The sequence below is a fragment of the Streptomyces fradiae genome, from assembly GCF_041270065.1.
Taxonomy (GTDB): Bacteria; Actinomycetota; Actinomycetes; order Streptomycetales; family Streptomycetaceae; genus Streptomyces.
In genome coordinates this window covers 5,765,578-5,783,752 of sequence record NZ_CP065958.1, presented here as the reverse complement: position 1 = coordinate 5,783,752, position 18,175 = coordinate 5,765,578, and the positions used below count along the sequence as shown (strand labels likewise).

At 71.7% G+C, this 18,175-nt stretch carries 20 protein-coding genes and 5 tRNA genes; 6 read left to right on the top strand and 19 right to left on the bottom strand.

What is annotated here, in order from left to right; translation table 11 throughout:
* Positions 1–95: 95 nt before the first annotated feature.
* From coaD to JAO84_RS26525, 4 genes are all read right to left on the bottom strand, one after another.
* A complete protein-coding gene (coaD, locus tag JAO84_RS26540; RefSeq protein WP_265864814.1) occupies positions 96–575 on the bottom strand; it encodes a pantetheine-phosphate adenylyltransferase in 480 nt (159 codons plus the stop codon).
* A gap of 26 nt (positions 576–601) precedes the next feature.
* Positions 602–1,183: a 16S rRNA (guanine(966)-N(2))-methyltransferase RsmD gene (gene rsmD, locus JAO84_RS26535; RefSeq protein WP_370415077.1), complete on the bottom strand. Its 582-nt coding sequence runs from the start codon at positions 1,181–1,183 to the stop codon at positions 602–604.
* 122 nt (positions 1,184–1,305) lie between these two features.
* Positions 1,306–3,531, bottom strand: coding sequence for an ATP-dependent DNA helicase RecG (gene recG / locus JAO84_RS26530; protein WP_370415076.1), 2,226 nt, complete (start codon positions 3,529–3,531; stop codon positions 1,306–1,308).
* A gap of 51 nt (positions 3,532–3,582) precedes the next feature.
* Positions 3,583–5,154: a DAK2 domain-containing protein gene (locus JAO84_RS26525; protein ID WP_370415075.1), complete on the bottom strand. Its 1,572-nt coding sequence runs from the start codon at positions 5,152–5,154 to the stop codon at positions 3,583–3,585.
* Positions 5,155–5,389: 235 nt separating this feature from the next.
* Between JAO84_RS26525 and rpmB the strand changes: the two genes are divergently transcribed.
* Positions 5,390–5,575, top strand: a complete 186-nt coding sequence (gene rpmB, locus JAO84_RS26520; protein ID WP_003957616.1) for a 50S ribosomal protein L28 — start codon at positions 5,390–5,392, stop codon at positions 5,573–5,575.
* Between the two features lie 121 nt (positions 5,576–5,696).
* On the opposite strand, the gene thiD is transcribed toward rpmB, so the two are convergent.
* Positions 5,697–6,500 carry a bifunctional hydroxymethylpyrimidine kinase/phosphomethylpyrimidine kinase gene (gene thiD / locus JAO84_RS26515; protein WP_370415074.1) on the bottom strand — a complete coding sequence of 268 codons (804 nt, stop codon included), beginning with the start codon at positions 6,498–6,500 and terminating at the stop codon, positions 5,697–5,699.
* Positions 6,497–7,459 (bottom strand): thiamine-phosphate kinase, encoded by a 963-nt coding sequence (locus tag JAO84_RS26510; protein ID WP_265864648.1) that lies wholly within the window; start codon positions 7,457–7,459, stop codon positions 6,497–6,499. Before JAO84_RS26510 ends, thiD begins: the two co-directional genes overlap by 4 nt.
* Positions 7,460–7,692: 233 nt before the next feature.
* Here JAO84_RS26510 and JAO84_RS26505 point away from each other — a divergent pair, with 233 nt between their 5' ends.
* Entirely contained in the window at positions 7,693–7,926 is a 234-nt protein-coding gene (locus tag JAO84_RS26505) for an Lrp/AsnC family transcriptional regulator (RefSeq protein WP_265864650.1), read from the top strand.
* A 23-nt stretch (positions 7,927–7,949) separates the two neighbouring features.
* Positions 7,950–8,429 (top strand): DUF3515 domain-containing protein, encoded by a 480-nt coding sequence (locus JAO84_RS26500; RefSeq protein WP_370416873.1) that lies wholly within the window; start codon positions 7,950–7,952, stop codon positions 8,427–8,429.
* 54 nt (positions 8,430–8,483) lie between these two features.
* Here JAO84_RS26500 and JAO84_RS26495 read toward each other — a convergent pair whose 3' ends face one another.
* The 3 genes from JAO84_RS26495 to JAO84_RS26485 all read right to left on the bottom strand — a co-directional run bounded on the left by JAO84_RS26495 (position 8,484) and on the right by JAO84_RS26485 (position 11,481).
* Entirely contained in the window at positions 8,484–9,623 is a 1,140-nt protein-coding gene (locus JAO84_RS26495) for a D-alanine--D-alanine ligase family protein (protein WP_370415073.1), read from the bottom strand.
* A gap of 92 nt (positions 9,624–9,715) precedes the next feature.
* A complete protein-coding gene (locus JAO84_RS26490; protein WP_265864653.1) occupies positions 9,716–10,717 on the bottom strand; it encodes an NAD(P)H-dependent glycerol-3-phosphate dehydrogenase in 1,002 nt (333 codons plus the stop codon).
* Complete coding sequence (locus JAO84_RS26485) at positions 10,714–11,481, bottom strand: lysophospholipid acyltransferase family protein (RefSeq protein WP_370415072.1); 768 nt, start codon at positions 11,479–11,481, stop codon at positions 10,714–10,716. The genes JAO84_RS26490 and JAO84_RS26485 overlap by 4 nt, the downstream gene beginning before the upstream one ends.
* A gap of 121 nt (positions 11,482–11,602) precedes the next feature.
* On the opposite strand from JAO84_RS26485, the gene cofC reads away from it, so the two are divergent.
* Entirely contained in the window at positions 11,603–12,262 is a 660-nt protein-coding gene (cofC, locus tag JAO84_RS26480; protein WP_370415071.1) for a 2-phospho-L-lactate guanylyltransferase, read from the top strand.
* 70 nt (positions 12,263–12,332) lie between these two features.
* Positions 12,333–12,536, top strand: a complete 204-nt coding sequence (locus tag JAO84_RS26475) for a hypothetical protein (RefSeq protein ID WP_265864656.1) — start codon at positions 12,333–12,335, stop codon at positions 12,534–12,536.
* Between the two features lie 73 nt (positions 12,537–12,609).
* Here JAO84_RS26475 and JAO84_RS26470 read toward each other — a convergent pair whose 3' ends face one another.
* The 4 genes from JAO84_RS26470 to leuC form a co-directional block, all read right to left on the bottom strand.
* On the bottom strand, positions 12,610–13,281 hold the full coding sequence (locus tag JAO84_RS26470; protein ID WP_265864657.1) for an HU family DNA-binding protein: 672 nt from the start codon (positions 13,279–13,281) through the stop codon (positions 12,610–12,612).
* Between the two features lie 143 nt (positions 13,282–13,424).
* The gene (locus JAO84_RS26465) at positions 13,425–13,652 is read right to left on the bottom strand and encodes a hypothetical protein (protein WP_265864658.1); all 228 of its coding nucleotides are present in this window, start codon (positions 13,650–13,652) and stop codon (positions 13,425–13,427) included.
* A 104-nt stretch (positions 13,653–13,756) separates the two neighbouring features.
* Positions 13,757–14,350 (bottom strand): 3-isopropylmalate dehydratase small subunit, encoded by a 594-nt coding sequence (gene leuD / locus JAO84_RS26460; protein ID WP_265864659.1) that lies wholly within the window; start codon positions 14,348–14,350, stop codon positions 13,757–13,759.
* A 6-nt stretch (positions 14,351–14,356) separates the two neighbouring features.
* The gene (gene leuC / locus JAO84_RS26455) at positions 14,357–15,781 is read right to left on the bottom strand and encodes a 3-isopropylmalate dehydratase large subunit (protein ID WP_370415070.1); all 1,425 of its coding nucleotides are present in this window, start codon (positions 15,779–15,781) and stop codon (positions 14,357–14,359) included.
* 140 nt (positions 15,782–15,921) lie between these two features.
* On the opposite strand from leuC, the gene ndgR reads away from it, so the two are divergent.
* Positions 15,922–16,638 carry an IclR family transcriptional regulator NdgR gene (gene ndgR / locus JAO84_RS26450; protein WP_005311436.1) on the top strand — a complete coding sequence of 239 codons (717 nt, stop codon included), beginning with the start codon at positions 15,922–15,924 and terminating at the stop codon, positions 16,636–16,638.
* 159 nt (positions 16,639–16,797) lie between these two features.
* Here ndgR and JAO84_RS26445 read toward each other — a convergent pair.
* The 6 genes from JAO84_RS26445 to JAO84_RS26420 all read right to left on the bottom strand — a co-directional run bounded on the left by JAO84_RS26445 (position 16,798) and on the right by JAO84_RS26420 (position 18,130).
* Positions 16,798–16,870: transfer RNA gene (locus JAO84_RS26445), tRNA-Glu, on the bottom strand.
* 28 nt (positions 16,871–16,898) lie between these two features.
* Positions 16,899–16,970, bottom strand: a tRNA-Gln gene (locus JAO84_RS26440).
* Positions 16,971–16,990: 20 nt separating this feature from the next.
* Positions 16,991–17,063: transfer RNA gene (locus JAO84_RS26435), tRNA-Glu, on the bottom strand.
* Positions 17,064–17,124: 61 nt separating this feature from the next.
* A tRNA-Glu gene (locus tag JAO84_RS26430) sits at positions 17,125–17,197 on the bottom strand.
* 42 nt (positions 17,198–17,239) lie between these two features.
* Positions 17,240–17,311 (bottom strand) — tRNA-Gln (locus tag JAO84_RS26425).
* Positions 17,312–17,407: 96 nt separating this feature from the next.
* Positions 17,408–18,130, bottom strand: a complete 723-nt coding sequence (locus JAO84_RS26420) for an HAD family hydrolase (protein ID WP_370415069.1) — start codon at positions 18,128–18,130, stop codon at positions 17,408–17,410.
* Positions 18,131–18,175 lie beyond the last annotated feature (45 nt).

Sequence of the window (18,175 nt, the reverse complement as noted above, 5' to 3'; positions counted from 1 at the left end):
GTAAGGCCAGTCGGGGCCCGTCCGGCACCTGGTGACGGAGCGTCAGGGGCGGTGGCCGGGGGTCACGGCCGGTGCACGGCCGGTGGAGACCCGGTTCAGCGCTCCCGGAGGCGCTCGGTGAGCCGGCCGAGGACCTGCGGCGGCACCAGGTGGGAGACGTCGCCGCCCCAGGCCGCGACCTCCTTGACCAGGGAGGACGACAGGAAGCTGTAGGTGGGGTTGGTGGGCACGAACAGCGTCTCGACGCCGGAGAGCCCGTTGTTCATCTGGGCCATCTGCAGCTCGTAGTCGAAGTCGCTGACGGCGCGGAGCCCCTTGACGATGGCGGGGATGTCGCGCTGCTTGCAGAAGTCGACGAGGAGGCCGTGGAAGGACTCGACCTCGACGTTCCCGAAGTCGGCGGTGACCTCGCGGATCAGCTCGATCCGCTCGTCGACCGTGAACAGGCCCTTCTTCGACTGGTTGATCATCACCGCGACGTGCACGACGTCGTACAGCTTGGAGGCGCGGGCGATGATGTCGAGATGTCCATTGGTGATGGGGTCGAACGACCCCGGACATACGGCGCGGCGCAACTTGGTTCCCTCGCTCTCCGGTCCGGTCATCGTGCGTCTTCGCACGTAGAGGCGGCGCGACCGTACCAAAACGTTCCCTCGCCGTAGCGACGGGCCCGCAGTGGTTCGAAGCCGTCCGGCCAGCCGAATTCGCCGCCCCGGGTGCTGCGCTCCACGGTGACGAGGGCATCCTCCGCCATCCAGCCCCCCGACCGCATTGTGAGGAGGATCTCGCAGAGATCGGCGTCGGCGACGGCGTAGGGCGGGTCGAGGAAGACCAGGTCGTACGGCTCGGCCGGGGCCGCTCCGGTGACGATCTGCTCGGCCTTGCCGGTGCGCAGCTCGGCGCCGGGCAGGCCGAGACTGCGGATGTTGTCGCGGACGGTCTTCGCGGCGCGCGGCTCGGCCTCCACGAGGAGGGCGTGGGCGGCGCCGCGGGACAGCGCCTCCAGGCCGACGGCGCCGGAGCCCGCGTACAGGTCGGCGACCCGGGCGCCGGCGAGGCCGTGGAAGGACTCCCAGGTGGAGAAGAGACCTTCCCTCGCGCGGTCGGAGGTGGGCCGGGTGCCGTTGCCCGGGGGCACGGCGAGCCGTCGTCCGCCGGCGGTGCCGGCGATCACGCGGGTCATGTGGGTTCCTCGTTCTCCATAAACCATTGCGTACGCAATAGCTTATGGCGGTCCGGGCGGGATTCGGCCTGGTGTGCGGCGACCGGCGGCGCTCAGCGGTGGTCAGCGGCCGTCAGCGGTGGTCAGCCCTTCTCCAGGTACTCCTCCCGGTCCTTGTCGAGCAGCGCGTCGAGCGCCGTGCGCAGGGCGGGGTGGGCGGTGAGGTCGGGGTCGGCGAGGACGAGGGCCGTGGCCTCCTCGCGGGCGGCGGCGATGACCTCCTCGTCCTCGATGACGGCGAGGACCCGCAGGGAGGAGCGGACGCCGGACTGGGCCTGGCCGAGGACGTCGCCCTCGCGGCGCTGTTCGAGGTCGATCCGGGAGAGCTCGAAGCCGTCGAGGGTGGAGGCGACCGCGCCGAGGCGCTGGCGGGCGGGGCTGGCCTCGGGCATCTCGGTGACGAGGAGGCAGAGGCCGGCGGCGGAGCCGCGGCCGACGCGGCCGCGGAGCTGGTGAAGCTGGGAGACGCCGAAGCGGTCGGCGTCCATGATCACCATGGCGGTGGCGTTGGGCACGTTGACGCCGACCTCGATGACGGTGGTGGCGACCAGGACGTCCACCTCGCCGGCGGCGAAGCGGCGCATGACCTCGTCCTTGTCGTCGGGGTGCATCCGGCCGTGCAGCACCTCGACGCGGAGTCCGGCGAGCGGCCCGGCGCGCAGCTGCTCGGCGACGTCGAGGACGGCGAGCGGCGGGCGCTTCTCGGCCTCGTCCTCGGGGCTGGGCTTCTTCCCGCCGCCCTTCCGCTCCTTCTGGTCCTCCTCGTCGCCGATCCTCGGGCACACCACGTATCCCTGGTGGCCGGCCTCGACCTCCTCGCGGACCCGTTCCCAGGCGCGGGCGAGGAAATGGGGCTTGTCGGCGGCGGGGACGACATGGCTGGCGATCGGGGAGCGGCCGGCGGGCAGCTGGTCGAGGACGGAGGTCTCCAGGTCGCCGAAGACGGTCATCGCGACCGTACGGGGAATGGGCGTGGCGGTCATGACGAGCAGGTGCGGGGGCTGTTTGCCCTTGCCGCGCAGGGCGTCGCGCTGTTCGACGCCGAAGCGGTGCTGTTCGTCGACGACGACCAGGCCGAGGTCGCGGAACTGCACCTTGTCCTCGATCAGGGCGTGGGTGCCGATGACGATCCCGGCCTCGCCGGTGACCAGGTCGAGCAGCGCCTGCCGCCGGGCGGCGGCGCCCATGGAACCGGTGAGCAGCACGACCTTGGTGCCCTGGTCGGCGCCGCCGAGCATGCCGCCCTCGGCGAGGTCGCCCATCATCTCGGTGACCGAGCGGTGGTGCTGCTGGGCGAGCACCTCGGTGGGCGCGAGCATGGCGGCCTGTCCCCCGGCGTCGACGACGGCGAGCATGGCGCGCAGCGCGACCATGGTCTTGCCGGAGCCGACCTCGCCCTGGAGGAGGCGGTGCATGGGGTGCTCCGTGGCGAGGTCGTCGAAGATCTCCGCGGACACCTTCTGCTGGCCGTCGGTGAGGGTGAAGGGGAGGCGGGCGTCGAAGGCGGTGAGGAGGCCGTCGGGGGCGGGGCGGCGGGGGACGGCGGCGAGCTGGGTGTCGGCGTGCCGGCGGCGGGCCAGGGCGACCTGGAGGACGAAGGCCTCGTCCCACTTGAGGCGGTCGCGGGCGTCGGCGATGTCGGCCTTGGTGTGCGGCCGGTGGATCTTCAGCAGCGCGTCGGGCAGCTCGGTGAGGCCGCGGCCCTCGCGCAGGGCGGGCGGCAGCGGGTCGACGAGGCCCTCCCAGGCGGTGGCGGCCATGGAGTCGAGGGCGATGCCGACGGACTGCTCGATGGTCCAGGACTCCAGCTGCTTGCAGGCCGGGTAGATGGGCAGCAGTTCGCTCGCGAAGGCCTTGACGGTCTCGGTGTCGCTGTCGGCGTCGAGGAGCTTGTACTCGGGGTGGGCGAGCTGGAGGCGCCGGTTGAACATGCCGACCTTGCCGGCGAACATGGCGCGCCGGCCGGGCAGCAGTTCCTTCTGGTGGAAGTGGACGGTGCGGCCGAAGAAGACCAGCTGCATCCGGCCGCTGCCGTCGGTGATGGTGACCTCCAGGCGCTGGCCCTTGCCGCGGCCGCCCCGGTTGAAGGTGTGCACGCGCGCGTCGGCGACCTGGGCGACCACGGTGACGTGCTCGTCCAGCGGGAGGTCGGCGAGCGCGGTGAGCTCGCCGCGCTCGGCGTACCGCCGCGGGTAGTGGTGCAGCAGGTCGCCGACCGTGTGCAGGTCCAGGTGCTCGGCCATCACCTTGGCGGTGGCGGCGCCGAGCAGTTTCTTGAGGGGTTCGTCGAGCGCGGGCACGTGGTCCATTGCACACCACGGCACTGACAGAAGTCGCGCCCCTCGGCCCCGTACACCCGCCTATTCGACGCCGATGAGCAGCGGGGGCGCTCCCTCGCCGGCGTGGTAGACGGTGGTGTCGACGGCCAAGTAGGTGGTGCGGACGTGCCGTTCGAGGGTGTCGGCGAGGTCGTCGGGGGTGTCGGCGGCGACGACCACGGTGACGAGTTCGCCGCCGGCGGAGAGCATCCGGTCGAGGACGGTGACGGCGGTGGCGGTGAGGTCCCGGCCGATGACGGCGACGTCGCCCTCGATGAGGCCGAGGACGTCGCCGGCCTGGCAGACGCCGGCGGAGGTGAAGGACTGGCGTGCGGCGACGCCGAGTTCGGCGTAGCGGGTGGCGCCGGCGGCGGCGGTCATGGCGACGACGTCCTCGTCGAAGCGCCGCTCGGGTTCGTGGACGGCGAGCGCGGCGATGCCCTGGACGGCGGCGCGGGTGGGGATGAGGGCGACCCGGATGCCCTCGCGGCGGGCGTGCTCGGCGGCCTCGGCGGCGATCTCGCGCAGTTCGGTGTCGTTGGGGAGCAGCACGATCTCGCGGGCGTGGGCGCGCCGGATGGCCTCGGTGAGCTCGGCGGCGGTGGGGGTCTCGCCGGGGCGGGCGACCAGCGTGGTGGCACCGGCCTCGGTGCACAGCCCGGCCAGGCCCTCGCCGGGCAGCACGGCGACGACGGCCCGCTCGGCGGGTTCGGGGCGGCTCTCGAAGTGGGTGACGCGGATCCGGTACGGGCGTCCCGCCTCGACGCCGGCCTCGACGGCGGCGCCGGCGTCGTCGACGTGGACGTGCACGTTCCACAGGCCGTCGCCGCCGACGACGACCAGGGACTCCCCCAGCTCGTCGAGCCGGCCGCGGAGCCGGTCCACGGCCTGGTCGTCGGCCTCCAGGAGGTAGATGACCTCGTAGGCGGGGCCGGTGCCGGCGGCGCAGTCGGTGCCGAGCGGCGGGTGGTGGTGCGGGGCGGGTTCGGCGGGCCGGTCGGGTGCCTCGCCGGTGAGGGTCTCCAGGAGGGCGCCGAGGACGGCGACCAGACCGGCGCCGCCGGCGTCCACGACGCCGGCCCGGCGCAGCGCGTCGAGCTGTCCGGGGGTGGCGTCGAGGGCGGCGCGGGCCCCCTCGTACGCCCGTTCCGCGACGGTGACGAGGTCCCCGCCCGCGGCGCAGGCGCCGGCCGCCGCGTCGGCGACGGTGAGGAGGGTGCCCTCGACGGGGTGGGCGACGGCCTGGCGGGCCTGGCCGGCGGCGTTCGCGAGGGCGCGGGCGAGGTGGTCGCCGTCGGCGCCCTCGGCGAGGACCACGGCCATGCCGCGGAGCAGCTGGGAGAGGATCGTGCCGGAGTTGCCGCGGGCGCCGAGGAGGGCGCCGTGCGCCATGATCCGTATGATCTCCGCCACGTCGGCGGCCCGGTCGGCGGCGTCCACGGCGCGGGCGGCGGACTCCACCGTCAGGTAGAGGTTGGTGCCGGTGTCCCCGTCGGCGACGGGATAGACGTTGATGGCGTCGATCTCCGCGCGCTCTCTCCCGAGCGCCGCAAGGGCTCCCGCGCACCAGGATCGGACCGTCTCGGCGTCGAGGGTCTGCGGAGCTCGCGGCAACGGGTGGTCCTCCTGTGCTTCGCGGTGGGTTCACCGCAGGGTAGACCGGCGTCCGCCCGGAGCCGGGGGCGGGGGCCGGGCGGGCCGTGGTAGTTTCGTTCCACCGAAGCATCCGTTGTATGCTGCTTCGGTTGCCCGGCACTGACCGGGCCATTCCCCGGCAAGCCACTTCAGATCCCTGATCCGATTCCGGTGCGCCGGTTTCACTGTAAATCTGAAGTCTTTGGAGTGACCCGTGGCTGCCAACTGCGACGTCTGCGGCAAGGGGCCGGGCTTCGGCAACAACATTTCGCACTCGCACCGCCGTACGTCTCGTCGCTGGAACCCGAACATCCAGCGTGTGCGTGCCGTGGTCGGTCGGACGCCGAAGCGGCTCAACGTCTGCACCTCGTGCATCAAGGCCGGCAAGGTCTCGCGCTAATCGCGACGTCGTGTCGTAGCGCAGCCCCTGCGGTTGCCTTGAAAGGCCGGTTCACCTCGGTGAACCGGCCTTTTGCCTTGCCCGGAAACGGCTTGCCCGGAGACAGTCCGGCGGGCGACGGCTAGCGGCGCAGTCGCCAGGCGTGGTCGACCGGGCCGATGCCCGCGCCCAGCGCGAATCCGGCGGCGATGGCGCCCGTGACATACGCCTTGGCCTGCCGTACGGCCTCCGGGACCGTGAGGCCCTTCGCGAGGCCCGAGGCGACCGCGGAGGCGAGCGTGCAGCCGGTGCCGTGGGTGTGCCGGTTGTCGTACCGGGGGGCGCGCAGCCAGTGCTCCTCGGTGCCGTCGGTGAGCAGGTCCACGGCCTCCGGGGCGGCTCCGGGCAGGTGTCCGCCCTTGATCAGGGCCCAGCGCGGTCCGTACGCCAGGATCGCGTCGGCCGCCCGCCGCATGCCGGCCTCGTCCGCGACCTCGATGCCCGTGAGCTGCGCCACCTCGTCCAGGTTGGGCGTGGCGACGGTCGCGACGGGCAGCAGCTTCGTACGGACGGAGTCCAGGGCGGAGGCGGCGAGCAGGGAGTCGCCGTGCTTGGAGACGCCCACCGGGTCGACGACGACGGGGGCGTCCACGGGGGCAAGCAGTTCGGCCACGGTCTCCACGAGCGCCGCCGAGGCCAGCATGCCGGTCTTGACGGCCTGGACGCCGATGTCGTCCACCACAGCCCGGTACTGGGCCCGTACGGCCTCCTCGGGCAGCTCCCAGGCGCCTTGGACGCCCAGGGAGTTCTGGGCGGTCACGGCGGTGATCACGCTCATGCCGTGGACGCCGAGCGCGAGCATGGTCTTGAGGTCGGCCTGGATGCCCGCGCCGCCGCCGGAGTCCGATCCGGCGACGGTGAGCACCAGGGGCGGCCGGGAGGTCACTCGGTCTCCCCGAAGTGGTCCCAGCCGCCGGTGCTGTGCCAGGGGGCGCCGTCGACGGTGACCTGGGGCAGCGCGGAGGGGTTGAGGACCTCGCCGATGACCTTCCAGCGGGCGGGCAGCTTCACGTCCGGCGGGAAGGTGGCGACGATCGCGTGGTCCTCTCCCCCGGTGAGCACCCACTGCAGCGGGTCGACGCCGACGGCCTGGCCGATGTCGTTCATCTGGCTGGGGATGTCGATGAGGCCGGAGCGCAGGTCGATGCGGACCTTGCTGGCCTCGGCGATGTGCCCGAGGTCGGCGATCAGGCCGTCGCTGACGTCGCACATGGCGGTGGCGCCGAGGCCGGCCGCGGCGGGGCCGGCGTGGTACGGCGGCTCGGGGCGGCGGTGGGCCTCGACGAAGGCGCGCGGGGAGCGGAAGCCGCGGGAGAGCACCGCGTAGCCGGCGGCGGACCAGCCGAGCCAGCCGGTGTAGGCGACCACGTCGCCGGGCTTGGCGCCGCCGCGGATGACCGGGTCGTGGTTGCGCAGGTCGCCGAGGGCGGTGATGGAGACCATGATCGTGTCGCCGCGGACCACGTCGCCGCCGACCACGGCAGCACCGGCGACCTGACATTCGTCGCGCAGTCCGTCCATGAGTTCGGTGGTCCAGGTGACCGGGAGCTCGGCGGGTACGACGAGGCCGAGGAGCAGCGCGGTGGGGACGGCGCCCATGGCGGCGATGTCGGCGAGGTTCTGCGCGGCGGCCTTGCGGCCGACGTCGTAGGCCGTGGACCAGTCGCGGCGGAAGTGGCGTCCTTCGAGCAGGATGTCCGTGCTGGCCACCACCCGCCGGTCGGGGGCGGAGACGACCGCGGCGTCGTCGCCGGGCCCGATCCGCACCGCCGGGGTGGAGGTGAGCCGGGAGGTCAGCTCCCTGATGAGCCCGAACTCGCCGAGCTCTCCGACTGTGCCCTTCACCGCGATTCACCTCGTGTCGTCGTGCCGGCCGCCGCGCCGCCGTGCCGCTCCTCGCCGTGCGGGTCGCGGGCCGTCACCGTGCCGGATACCGTCAAGTAGACCGTCAACTTCTCATGTGCGTACGCCACCCCGCGTGCGCCTCCGAGCCCGGAGGTCTCCCCGCGGCCCGCGGCGACGCGGTACCGTGGCGTCTCTTTCTCCCACAAGATCCTCGTGGCCGCCCTGGAGGTTCCGTGGTTCAGGCGTACATCCTTATTCAGACCGAGGTGGGCAAGGCGACGACCGTCGCCGAGACCATCGCCAAGATTCCTGGAGTGATCCAGGCGGAGGACGTGACCGGTCCCTATGACGTGATCGTGCGGGCCGAGGCCGACACCGTGGACGCGCTCGGGCGCATGGTGGTCGCCAAGGTCCAGCAAGTGGAAGGCATCACGCGCACCCTCACCTGCCCGGTCGTGCATATCTAGCCCCCGTCTACCCTTGGCCGGTGATGTCTTCCCACCGGCCTTTCGGCCTGCCCGCCTTCGTCGCCGCGGCCCTGCTGCTGCCGGCCGCCACCGGCTGTTCCGCGTCGGACGCGAAGGCGTCGGTGCCGGTTCCCGGTCCGCCGGCGGCCGAGGCCGCCGTCTGCCGTGCGCTCGCGAAGGAGCTGCCCGGCACCGTGGCCGGTCTGGCGCGGACCGGGACCGAGCCGGAGTCCGAGCTGACCGCCGCGTGGGGGGATGCGGCGATCGTACTGCGCTGCGGGGTCCCCCGGCCCGAAAAGATGAACGATCCACAGGCGCAGGGGATCGACGCGAACGGCGTGAACTGGCTGTTCGAGCCGCGCGCGGGCGACGGGCCGCGCTTCACCACCACGTACCGCAAGGCGTATGTGGAGGTGACGCTCGACGCGCGCTACGCGCATGACGTCGGCCCGCTGGTGGACCTGGCCGAGCCGGTGAAGAAGGCCGTGCCCCCCAGCCTCTGAGAGAAGCCTCCGAGAGACCGGGGGGCCGGGACACCCAAGGGTGGCCCGGGGGTTCTAGCGCAGACCGGTGGAGCGGTTGAGCGCGGCCTGGATGAGCCGGTCGACGAGCTCCGGGTAGCTGACGCCGCTCTCCTGCCACATCCGCGGGTACATCGAGATGGGCGTGAAGCCGGGCATGGTGTTGATCTCGTTGATGACGAAGCCGCCGTCCTCGGTGAGGAAGAAGTCGGCGCGCACCAGGCCCTCGCAGGACACGGACTCGTAGGCGAGGACCGCGAGCCGCTGCACCTCGGCGGTGGCCTCGTCGCCGATCGGCGCGGGCACCAGGCCGGAGGCCGAGTCGATGTACTTGGCCTCGAAGTCGTAGAAGTCGTGGTCGGTGACCGGCGGGATCTCGGCGGGCACGCTGGCGCGCGGGCCGTCCTCGAACTCCAGGACGCCGCACTCGATCTCGCGGCCGCGCAGCAGCGCCTCCACGATGATCTTCGGGTCGTGGCGGCGGGCCTCCTCGACGGCCTCGTCGAGGCCGGAGAGGTCGTCGACCTTGGTGATGCCGACGGACGAGCCGCCGCGGGCCGGCTTCACGAAGAGCGGCCAGCCGTGGTCGGCGGCGAACTCCACGATCTTCTTGCGGGCGGCGGCCGGGTTCTGCTCCCACTCGCGCGGGCGGATCACCTCGTACGGGCCGACCGGCAGGCCGAAGGAGACGAAGACCCGCTTCATGTACTCCTTGTCCTGGCCGACGGCGGAGGCGAGGACGCCGGCGCCGACGTACGGGATGTCGGAGAGCTCCAGGAGGCCCTGGAGGGTGCCGTCCTCGCCGTACGGGCCGTGCAGCACGGGGAACACGACGTCGACCTCGCCGAGCGCCTGCGGCAGCGCGCCGGGCTCGTTGAGGACCACCTCGCGGCTGGCCGGGTCGACGGGCAGCACGACGCCGCCGGTGGCGGACTCGGCGAGTTCGGCGACGTCCGGCAGGGCGCGGTCGCTGATGGCCATCCGCTCGGGGGCGTCGGCGGTCAGCGCCCAGCGGCCCTCGCGGGTGATGCCGATGGGCAGCACGTCGTACTTGTCCCGGTCGATGGCGCGCAGGACGGCACCGGCGGTGACGACGGAGATGGCGTGCTCGGAGCTGCGTCCGCCGAAGACGACGGCCACGCGCGGCTTGCGGGGGCTCTGGGTGTTCTCGCTCATATCGCGATGAGCGTACCTTGCGGCGTCCGAACTGCTGAGCCCCCGCGGCCGCCGCGCGCGTACGGCTCAAGAAGGGCCCCTCCTTGCCCGGCTCAGCGGCGCTCGGGCTTGGCGCTGCGCGACATGAGCTCCTTGAGCGCGACGACCGGCGGCTTGCCGTCGTGGACGATCGAGACGACCGTCTCGGTGATGGGCATGTCGACGCCGTGGCGGCGGCCCAGATCCAGCACGGACTCGCAGGACTTGACGCCCTCGGCGGTCTGCTTGGTGGCCGCGATGGTCTCCTGGAGGGTCATCCCGCGGCCCAGGTTGGTGCCGAAGGTGTTGTTCCGGGAGAGCGGCGAGGAGCAGGTGGCGACGAGGTCGCCCAGGCCCGCGAGGCCGGAGAAGGTCAGCGGGTCGGCGCCCATGGCGAGGCCGAGGCGGGTGGTCTCGGCGAGGCCGCGGGTGATGAGGGTGGCCTTGGAGTTGTCGCCGAGACCCATGCCGTTGGCGATGCCGACGGCGAGGCCGATGACGTTCTTCACCGCGCCGCCGAGTTCGCAGCCGACGACGTCGGTGTTGGTGTACGGGCGGAAGTACGGGGTCATGCAGGCGCTCTGGAGCCGCTGGGCGACCGACTCGTCGGCGCAGGCGACCACGGCGGCGGCGGGCTGCCGGGCGGCGATCTCCTTGGCCAGGTTGGGGCCGGTGAGCACGGCCACGCGCTCGGCGGGCACGTCGGCGACCTCGCGGATGACCTCGCTCATGCGCTTGGCGGTCCCGAGTTCGATGCCCTTCATCAGGGACACCAGGACGGTGTCCGGGGCGAGTTTCGGCGCCCACTGGGCGAGGTTCTCGCGCAGCGTCTGGGAGGGGACGACGAGCACGGTGAAGTCGGCGTCGCGGGCGGCCTCGGCCGGGTCGGCGGTGGCCGTGATGCCCTTGGGGAGTTCGACGCCGGGGAGGTACTCGGGGTTGGTCCCGGTGCTGTTGATGGCCTCGGCGAGGGCGGCGCGGCGGCCCCACAGGCTCACCTCGCAGCCCGCGTCGGCGAGCACCATGGCGAAGGCGGTGCCCCACGATCCGTTGCCGAAGACGGCTGCCTTGGTCACTTGGTGCCCTCTCCGGTCGTGCCCTCCGCGGCGGCCTTGCGGCGCTGTTCCTGCCGGGCCTTCCGGTGGTCGTACGGCTCGGCCGGCGCCTGCTCCCCGCGCACCTCCTCCAGGAGGCGGGTGATGGCGGCCATGATCTCCTCGGTGGCCTCGCGCAGCACGTCGGGCGTGGGCTCGACGTCGTAGAAGCGGGAGAGGTCGACCGGCGGACCGGCCTGCACGATCAGGGTCTTGCGGGGGCGCAGCCGGAGCTTGTCCTGCTTGGCGTACGGCGGCATGGCGAGGTTGGCGCCCCACTGGGCGACCGGGATGACGGGGGCCTTGGTGAGCAGGGCGACGCGGGCGGCGCCGGTCTTGCCGGCCATCGGCCACATCTCGGGGTCGCGGGTGAGGGTGCCCTCGGGGTAGAAGGCGACGCACTCGCCGCGCTCGATGGCGTCGACGGCGGCCCGGAAGGCGTCCAGGGCGTTGGTGGTCTCGCGGTAGACCGGGATCTGGCCGGTGTTGCGGAGCATGGTGCCGACGAATCCGGCCTTGAAGAGGCCCGCCTTGGCCAGGAAGCGGGGCACGCGGCCGGTGTTGTACTGGTAGTGCGCGTAGGAGAGCGGGTCCAGGTACGAGTTGTGGTTGACCGCGGTGATGAAGCCGCCGTCGGCCGGGATGTGCTCCTGTCCGCGCCAGTCCCGGTTGAACAGCACCACCAGTGGGGGTTTGGCGATGACCGCCGCCAGGCGGTACCAGAAGCCGATTCTGCGGCGGGACACGCGAACACCTTTCTCCGGACTGCGCAAGGGGTCAAGTGTCACCCCCTGCTCCTGGCCTGTCGAGGACACCGTACGCCCCGGGGCTCGGGCGGTTCGCGCGGGCGGGACAGAATGGGGCGCGATGACGAGCCACGCCGAGCACGACACCGAGAACGACTGGTCGCTGGTGGTGCCCCTGAAGCCGCTGGCCCGCGCCAAGAGCCGCCTCGCACCCGCCGTGGGCGGGGCGCTGCGCGGCCGGCTCGCGCTCGCGTTCGCCGAGGACACGGTGGCGGCGGCCCTTTCCTGTGCCGCGGTACGGGATGTGGCGGTCGTCACGGACGACCCGGCGGCCGCGGCGGCGCTCGGCGCCCTCGGCGCCCGTATCGTCCCGGACCTCCCGGGCGCGGGCCTCAACGGCGCCCTCTCGCACGGCGCCCGCGCGGTCCGCGCGCTGCGCCCGGCCGCCCGGATCGCCGCCCTCAACGCCGACCTCCCGGCCGTCCGCCCCGCCGAGCTGGCCCGGGTCCTGGCGGTGGCCCGACAATTTCCCCGGGCTTTTCTCGCCGATGCCGCCGAAATAGGTACGACATTCCTCTCGGCGGCCCCGGGCGTCGAATTGGAACCCGCATTCGGAGGCCCTTCCCGCCGCCGCCATTTGTCCTCGGGCGCGGTGGAAATCCACCTCCCGGACGTCGATTCCGTCCGCCGCGACGTCGACACCGGCGACGACCTGGCGGCGGCCATGGCGCTGGGCGTGGGCCCGCGGACGGCGGCGCGCTGGGTACGGGCCGCGGGCTAGGGCCGTCCTCCGGGACGTACTCCGGGCCGTCGTCCGGGGCGTCCCCGGGCCCGGCCGATAGGCTGGCCGTATGCAGGCGACCGCGTACACGTACGACCCCGAGACCCGCAGCGGCAGTGTGCTGCTCGACGACGGCACCCCGGTGGAGTTCGGGGGCGAGGCCTTCGAGGCCGGGGGGCTGCGGTTGTTGCGGCCGGGGCAGCGGGTGCGGATCGAGACGGAGGGCACCGGGAGTGCCCTGCGGATCACGCTGGTGACGCTGCAGACCTTCTAGGAGCGCGGGCGGACACGCCGCGGGCCGGGCTCCCCTGGGGGGAGCCCGGCCCGGCGTGTGAGCACCAGCCGTCCTACTTCTTCGCGGCGGTCTTCTTCGCGGTGGTCTTGCGCGCCGTCGTCTTCTTGGCGGGCGCCTTCTTCGCGGTGGCCTTCTTGGCCGGCGCGGTCTTCTTCGCGACGGTCTTCTTGGCCGCGGCGGTGGTCTTCTTCGCCGGGGTCGCCTTCTTCGCGGCCGCGGTGGTCTTCTTGGCGGCGGCCGTGGTCTTCTTGGCGACCGTCTTCTTGGCCGCGGCGGTGGTCTTCTTCGCCACGGTCTTCTTGGCCGGGGCCGCCTTCTTGGCGGCGGCCTTCTTGGCGGTGGTGGCCTTCTTGGCCGCCGCCTTCTTCACCGTCGCGGCGGCCGCGCCGCCGGTCAGGGAGCCCTTCGGGGCCTTCTTGACGGAGACCTCGCCGCCCTTGGGGAGCTTCTTCGAGCCGCTGACCAGGTCCTTGAAGCCCTGACCGGCACGGAAGCGCGGGACGGAGGTCTTCTTGACCCGGACGCGCTCACCCGTCTGCGGGTTGCGGGCGTAACGGGCCGGACGGTCGACCTTCTCGAACGAGCCGAAACCGGTGACCGAGACCCGGTCCCCGGAGACCACGGCGCGCACGATGGCGTCGAGCACGTGGTCGACGGCTTCGGCGGCCTGCTGGCGACCGCCCAACTTGTCGGCAATCGCTTCTACGAGCTGCGCCTTGTTCACGTCTTCCCCTTCGGAGACTTTGCCGGAACGAAAGTGTTCAAGCTTTTTCGCACGTTAGGCATGTATATACCGCAAATCAAACACGAAACGGGCTAATCACCCTTGTGCCGCAACGCGGTGGACGAGTTGCGGAGTTCCGGGTGTCAGTCGTCTTCAGGGAATCGACCCTCGTCGAGGTCCTTCATCAACCGGTCCAGACGCGTTGCCGCGTCCTTGAGATCGTGCTTCGCCGCGGCCGTGACGACCAGCAGCTTCCGGGACAGCGCCATCCTTACGCCCTCCGGGACTTGCAGTTCGCGCACCCTTGTGTGCGCTTCCTTCAATCGGGCGGCGACTGCCTCGTAGAGCTCGAGTTGGCTGTCGCGTTCCATGCACCGATTGTGCCATCTAGGGCGAGTTGTCGCCCGACAGGGTCTCAACAAGCGACTGCGCCCCCCACCGGACGGTGGGGGGCGCAGTACTGGAAAAGCGCTGCTCAGACGGTAATTGTACGGGGCTTGAAGGCCGGCCTGGCGGCCTCGTAGGCCGCGATGTCCGCTTCGTTCTGAAGGGTGAGGCTGATGTCGTCCAGACCGTTCAGGAGCCGCCAGCGGGCGTTCTCGTCGAGCTCGAAGTCGGCGTCGATCCCGGCCGCGAGGACCTTGCGGGCCTCCAGGTCGACGGTGATCTCGGCGGTCGGGTCGGCCTCGGTCAGCTCCCACAGCGCGTCCACGGTCGCCTGCGGCAGGACCACCGTCAGCAGACCGTTCTTCAGCGAGTTGCCGCGGAAGATGTCGGCGAAGCGGCTGGAGATCACGGTCTTGAAGCCGTAGTTCTGCAGCGCCCAGACGGCGTGCTCGCGGGAGGAGCCGGTGCCGAAGTCGGGGCCGGCCACCAGGACCGTGGCGCCCTGCCGCTCGGGGCGGTTGAGGACGAACTGCTCGTCCTTGCGCCAGGCCTCGAAGAGGCCGTCCTCGAAGCCGTCGCGGGTGACCTTCTTGAGCCAGTGCGCGGGGATGATCTGGTCGGTGTCGACGTTGCTGCGGCGCAGCGGAACGGCGCGGCCGGTGTGGCTGGTGAATGCTTCCATGGTTCCTCAGACCCCCGCGGTGGTGGCGACGTCGGACAGATCGGCCGGGGAGGCCAGGTGGCCCAGGACGGCGGTGGCGGCGGCGACCTGGGGGGAGACCAGGTGGGTGCGGCCGCCCTTGCCCTGCCGTCCCTCGAAGTTGCGGTTGGAGGTGGACGCGGAGCGCTCACCGGGGGCCAGTTGGTCGGGGTTCATGCCCAGACACATGGAGCAGCCCGCGTGCCGCCATTCGGCGCCGGCCTCCTTGAAGACCTTGTCCAGGCCCTCCTCGACGGCCTGCAGGGCGACCCGGACGGAGCCGGGGACGACCAGCATGCGGACGCCGTCGGCGACCTTGCGGCCCTCCAGGAGGGAGGCCGCGTTGCGCAGGTCCTCGATGCGGCCGTTGGTGCAGGAGCCTACGAAGACGGTGTCGACCCTGATGTCGCGCAGCGGCTGCCCGGCGGTCAACCCCATGTACTCCAGGGCCTTTTCGGCGGCGAGGCGCTCCGAAGCGTCTTCGTACGAAGCGGGGTCGGGGACGTGCGCCGAAAGCGGCGCGCCCTGGCCGGGGTTGGTGCCCCAGGTGACGAACGGCGCGAGCTCGGCGGCGTCGATGACGACCTCGGCGTCGAAGACGGCGTCCTCGTCGGTCTTGAGGGTCTTCCAGTACGCGACGGCGGCGTCCCAGTCCTCGCCCTCGGGGGCGTGGGCGCGGCCCTTCAGGTAGGCGAAGGTGGTCTCGTCGGGGGCGATCATGCCCGCGCGGGCGCCGGCCTCGATGGACATGTTGCAGATGGTCATCCGGGCCTCCATCGAGAGCTTCTCGATGGCGGAGCCGCGGTACTCCAGGACGTAGCCCTGGCCGCCGCCGGTGCCGATCCGGGCGATGATCGCCAGGATCAGGTCCTTGGCGGTGACGTCCTCGGGCAGCTCGCCGTCCACGGTGATGGCCATGGTCTTCGGGCGGGCCAGGGGCAGCGTCTGGGTGGCGAGCACGTGCTCGACCTGGCTGGTGCCGATGCCGAACGCCAGCGCGCCGAAGGCGCCGTGCGTGGAGGTGTGCGAGTCGCCGCAGACCACCGTGGTGCCCGGCTGGGTCAGTCCCAGCTGCGGTCCCACCACGTGGACGACGCCCTGCTCGACATCGCCCAGCGGGTGCAGCCGGACGCCGAACTCGGCGCAGTTCTTGCGGAGGGTCTCCAGCTGGGCGCGGGAGACCGGGTCGGCGATCGGCTTGTCGATGTCGAGGGTCGGGGTGTTGTGGTCCTCGGTGGCGATGGTGAGGTCGAGGCGCCGCACCTGCCGGCCGTTCTGGCGCAGGCCGTCGAAGGCCTGGGGGCTGGTCACCTCGTGCAGCAGGTGCAGATCGATGAAGAGGAGGTCGGGCTCGCCTTCGGCGCGCCGGACGACGTGGTCGTCCCAGACCTTCTCCGCGAGAGTCCTACCCATCGCTTTCCCTCCGGCCGGCGGCGTGCGCCGACACCACTAGAGATCGTTTCGCGGGCCGTCGTGCGGCCGCCTCACCAGAGTGACGCGTTCCTCGGAAAATTGAACTTGCGTTTCACAGAGTGAGACGCGAATATCGTTGCATGGACAACTCTAGCGGCGTAGGCGTTCTCGACAAGGCAGCCCTTGTCCTGAGCGCCCTGGAGTCCGGTCCGGCCACCCTCGCAGGACTGGTCGCGGCGACGGGACTCGCACGACCCACGGCCCACCGACTGGCCGTGGCACTGGAACACCACCGGATGGTGGCCCGCGACATGCAGGGCCGGTTCATCCTCGGACCGCGGCTCGCGGAGCTCGCCGCCGCGGCCGGCGAGGACCGGCTGCTCGCGACGGCCGGACCGGTGCTCACGCATCTGCGCGACGTGACCGGCGAGAGCGCCCAGCTCTACCGGCGCCAGGGCGACATGCGCATCTGCGTGGCGGCGGCCGAGCGGCTGTCCGGACTCCGGGACACCGTCCCGGTCGGTTCGACGCTCACGATGAAGGCCGGCTCGTCCGCGCAGATCCTGATGGCCTGGGAGGAGCCCGAGCGGCTGCACCGCGGCCTCCAGGGCGCCCGCTTCACGGCGACGGCCCTGTCGGGCGTACGGCGCCGCGGCTGGGCCCAGTCGATCGGCGAGCGGGAGCCGGGCGTCGCGTCCGTCTCCGCGCCCGTGCGCGGCCCCAGCAACCGCGTGGTGGCCGCCGTGTCGGTCTCCGGGCCGATCGAGCGCCTGACCCGCCACCCGGGCCGGATGCACGCCCAGGCGGTCATCGACGCCGCCGCGCGCCTGTCCGAGGCCCTGCGCCGCAACGGCTGACCCGCTTTCCCTCTGTTCAGCTGTACGCGCTTCATCTGCACGTGTCCGGCCCACCGCTCCAACGCCGCAGCGGTGGGCCGGAGTTGTGTCCGCCACAAGATCGTCCGTGATGGAACGACGAAGAAGCCCTCCCCCGAAGGGAAGGGCTTCTTCTGTGCGTACCCCCGACCGGATTCGAACCGGCGCTACCGCCTTGAGAGGGCGGCGTGCTAGGCCGCTACACAACGGGGGCATGGATCCTGCGTCTCCGCAGATCCAAGCTGGTCTACCAGGACTCGAACCTAGACTAACTGAACCAGAATCAGTCGTGCTGCCAATTACACCATAGACCAAAGTGGTTTAGACCAACTCGTACCCCCGACCGGATTCGAACCGGCGCTACCGCCTTGAGAGGGCGGCGTGCTAGGCCGCTACACAACGGGGGCCCTAGCGATCCTGCATCAGAGTCACCGGGAGCTACCCAAGTGATCCTGCGGGAAGGATCTGTACCCCCGACCGGATTCGAACCGGCGCTACTGCCTTGAGAGGGCAGCGTGCTAGGCCGCTACACAACGGGGGCTTTGTGGATCTATTATCCACGGTTGCAGATGAGCTCTGCGAGCTGGCCTACCTGGACTCGAACCAAGACTAACTGAACCAGAATCAGTCGTGCTGCCAATTACACCATAGGCCACCGGGGCGCGATCCCATCGAGAGGGGATCTTGCTCTGGCTTGCGCTTCCGGGGCTTTCCGGCCTTTCGGCCCGTTCCCCTCGGCGCAGGAAGAACATTACCCGAAGGTGGACGGTGCTCCAAAACGCGTATCCGCTCGCAGCAGCGCCGGGAGCTGGCGGAGGTTCGTGATCCGCTTCAGTTCGGGCCGTCCGCCGGTGTCCGCGCGGTCCAGCCAGATGCCCGTCAGGCCGGCCCCGTCGGCGCCGCGCGCGTCGATGTCGGGGTGGTCCCCCACGTACGCGACCTCGCAGGGCCGCAGGTCGAGGGCGGTGCAGGCGGCATGGAAGGCCTCCGGGGCCGGCTTGGCCACGCCGAGCTCCACGGCGCACACCACGGCCTCGAAGCGGTCCCGCACGCCGAGCGCGCGGAGCTTGTGGTCCTGGTTGTGCAGGCTGGAGTTGGAGAGGACCGCCTGACGGTAGTCGGCGGCGAGCAGGTCCAGGACGGGCACGGCGTCGGGGAACAGCGCCCAGGCGGCCTCGTAATGGACCACATAGCGCTCGAACCAGCCGTCGGCCTCCCCGGCGGTCAGCTCCGGCCGCCCGAGGAAGTCCCGGACCCTCCCCCGCCGCTGCTCCTGCCAGTCCCCGCCGCCCGCCTCGTAACGCCGCCAGTGCAGCTCCGTGAGCTCCTTCCAGCGCGCGAGGGCGTCCTCCACCGACCCGTACCGCCCGAGCAGCCCCTCCGCGGCGAGATGGGCGCGCATGCCCGCACGGTCGGCGGCGGCGTAATCGAAGAGCGTGTCGTCGATGTCCCAGAGGACGGCGCGGATGGCCATGGAAACGACGGTACCCCCGTCCCGGGGCGGGACGGGGGTACTCCG

Bases quoted from the DNA above. Each gene is read 5' to 3' on its own strand.
- rsmD (WP_370415077.1), bottom strand. From the start codon at position 1,183: ATGACCCGCGTGATCGCCGGCACCGCCGGCGGACGACGGCTCGCCGTG.
- recG (WP_370415076.1), bottom strand. From the start codon at position 3,531: ATGGACCACGTGCCCGCGCTCGACGAACCCCTCAAGAAACTGCTCGGC.
- JAO84_RS26500 (WP_370416873.1), top strand. From the start codon at position 7,950: ATGTCTTCCCACCGGCCTTTCGGCCTGCCCGCCTTCGTCGCCGCGGCC.
- JAO84_RS26495 (WP_370415073.1), bottom strand. From the start codon at position 9,623: ATGAGCGAGAACACCCAGAGCCCCCGCAAGCCGCGCGTGGCCGTCGTC.
- cofC (WP_370415071.1), top strand. From the start codon at position 11,603: ATGACGAGCCACGCCGAGCACGACACCGAGAACGACTGGTCGCTGGTG.
- JAO84_RS26475 (WP_265864656.1), top strand. From the start codon at position 12,333: ATGCAGGCGACCGCGTACACGTACGACCCCGAGACCCGCAGCGGCAGT.
- JAO84_RS26465 (WP_265864658.1), bottom strand. From the start codon at position 13,652: ATGGAACGCGACAGCCAACTCGAGCTCTACGAGGCAGTCGCCGCCCGA.
- leuD (WP_265864659.1), bottom strand. From the start codon at position 14,350: ATGGAAGCATTCACCAGCCACACCGGCCGCGCCGTTCCGCTGCGCCGC.
- leuC (WP_370415070.1), bottom strand. From the start codon at position 15,781: ATGGGTAGGACTCTCGCGGAGAAGGTCTGGGACGACCACGTCGTCCGG.
- ndgR (WP_005311436.1), top strand. From the start codon at position 15,922: ATGGACAACTCTAGCGGCGTAGGCGTTCTCGACAAGGCAGCCCTTGTC.
- JAO84_RS26420 (WP_370415069.1), bottom strand. From the start codon at position 18,130: ATGGCCATCCGCGCCGTCCTCTGGGACATCGACGACACGCTCTTCGAT.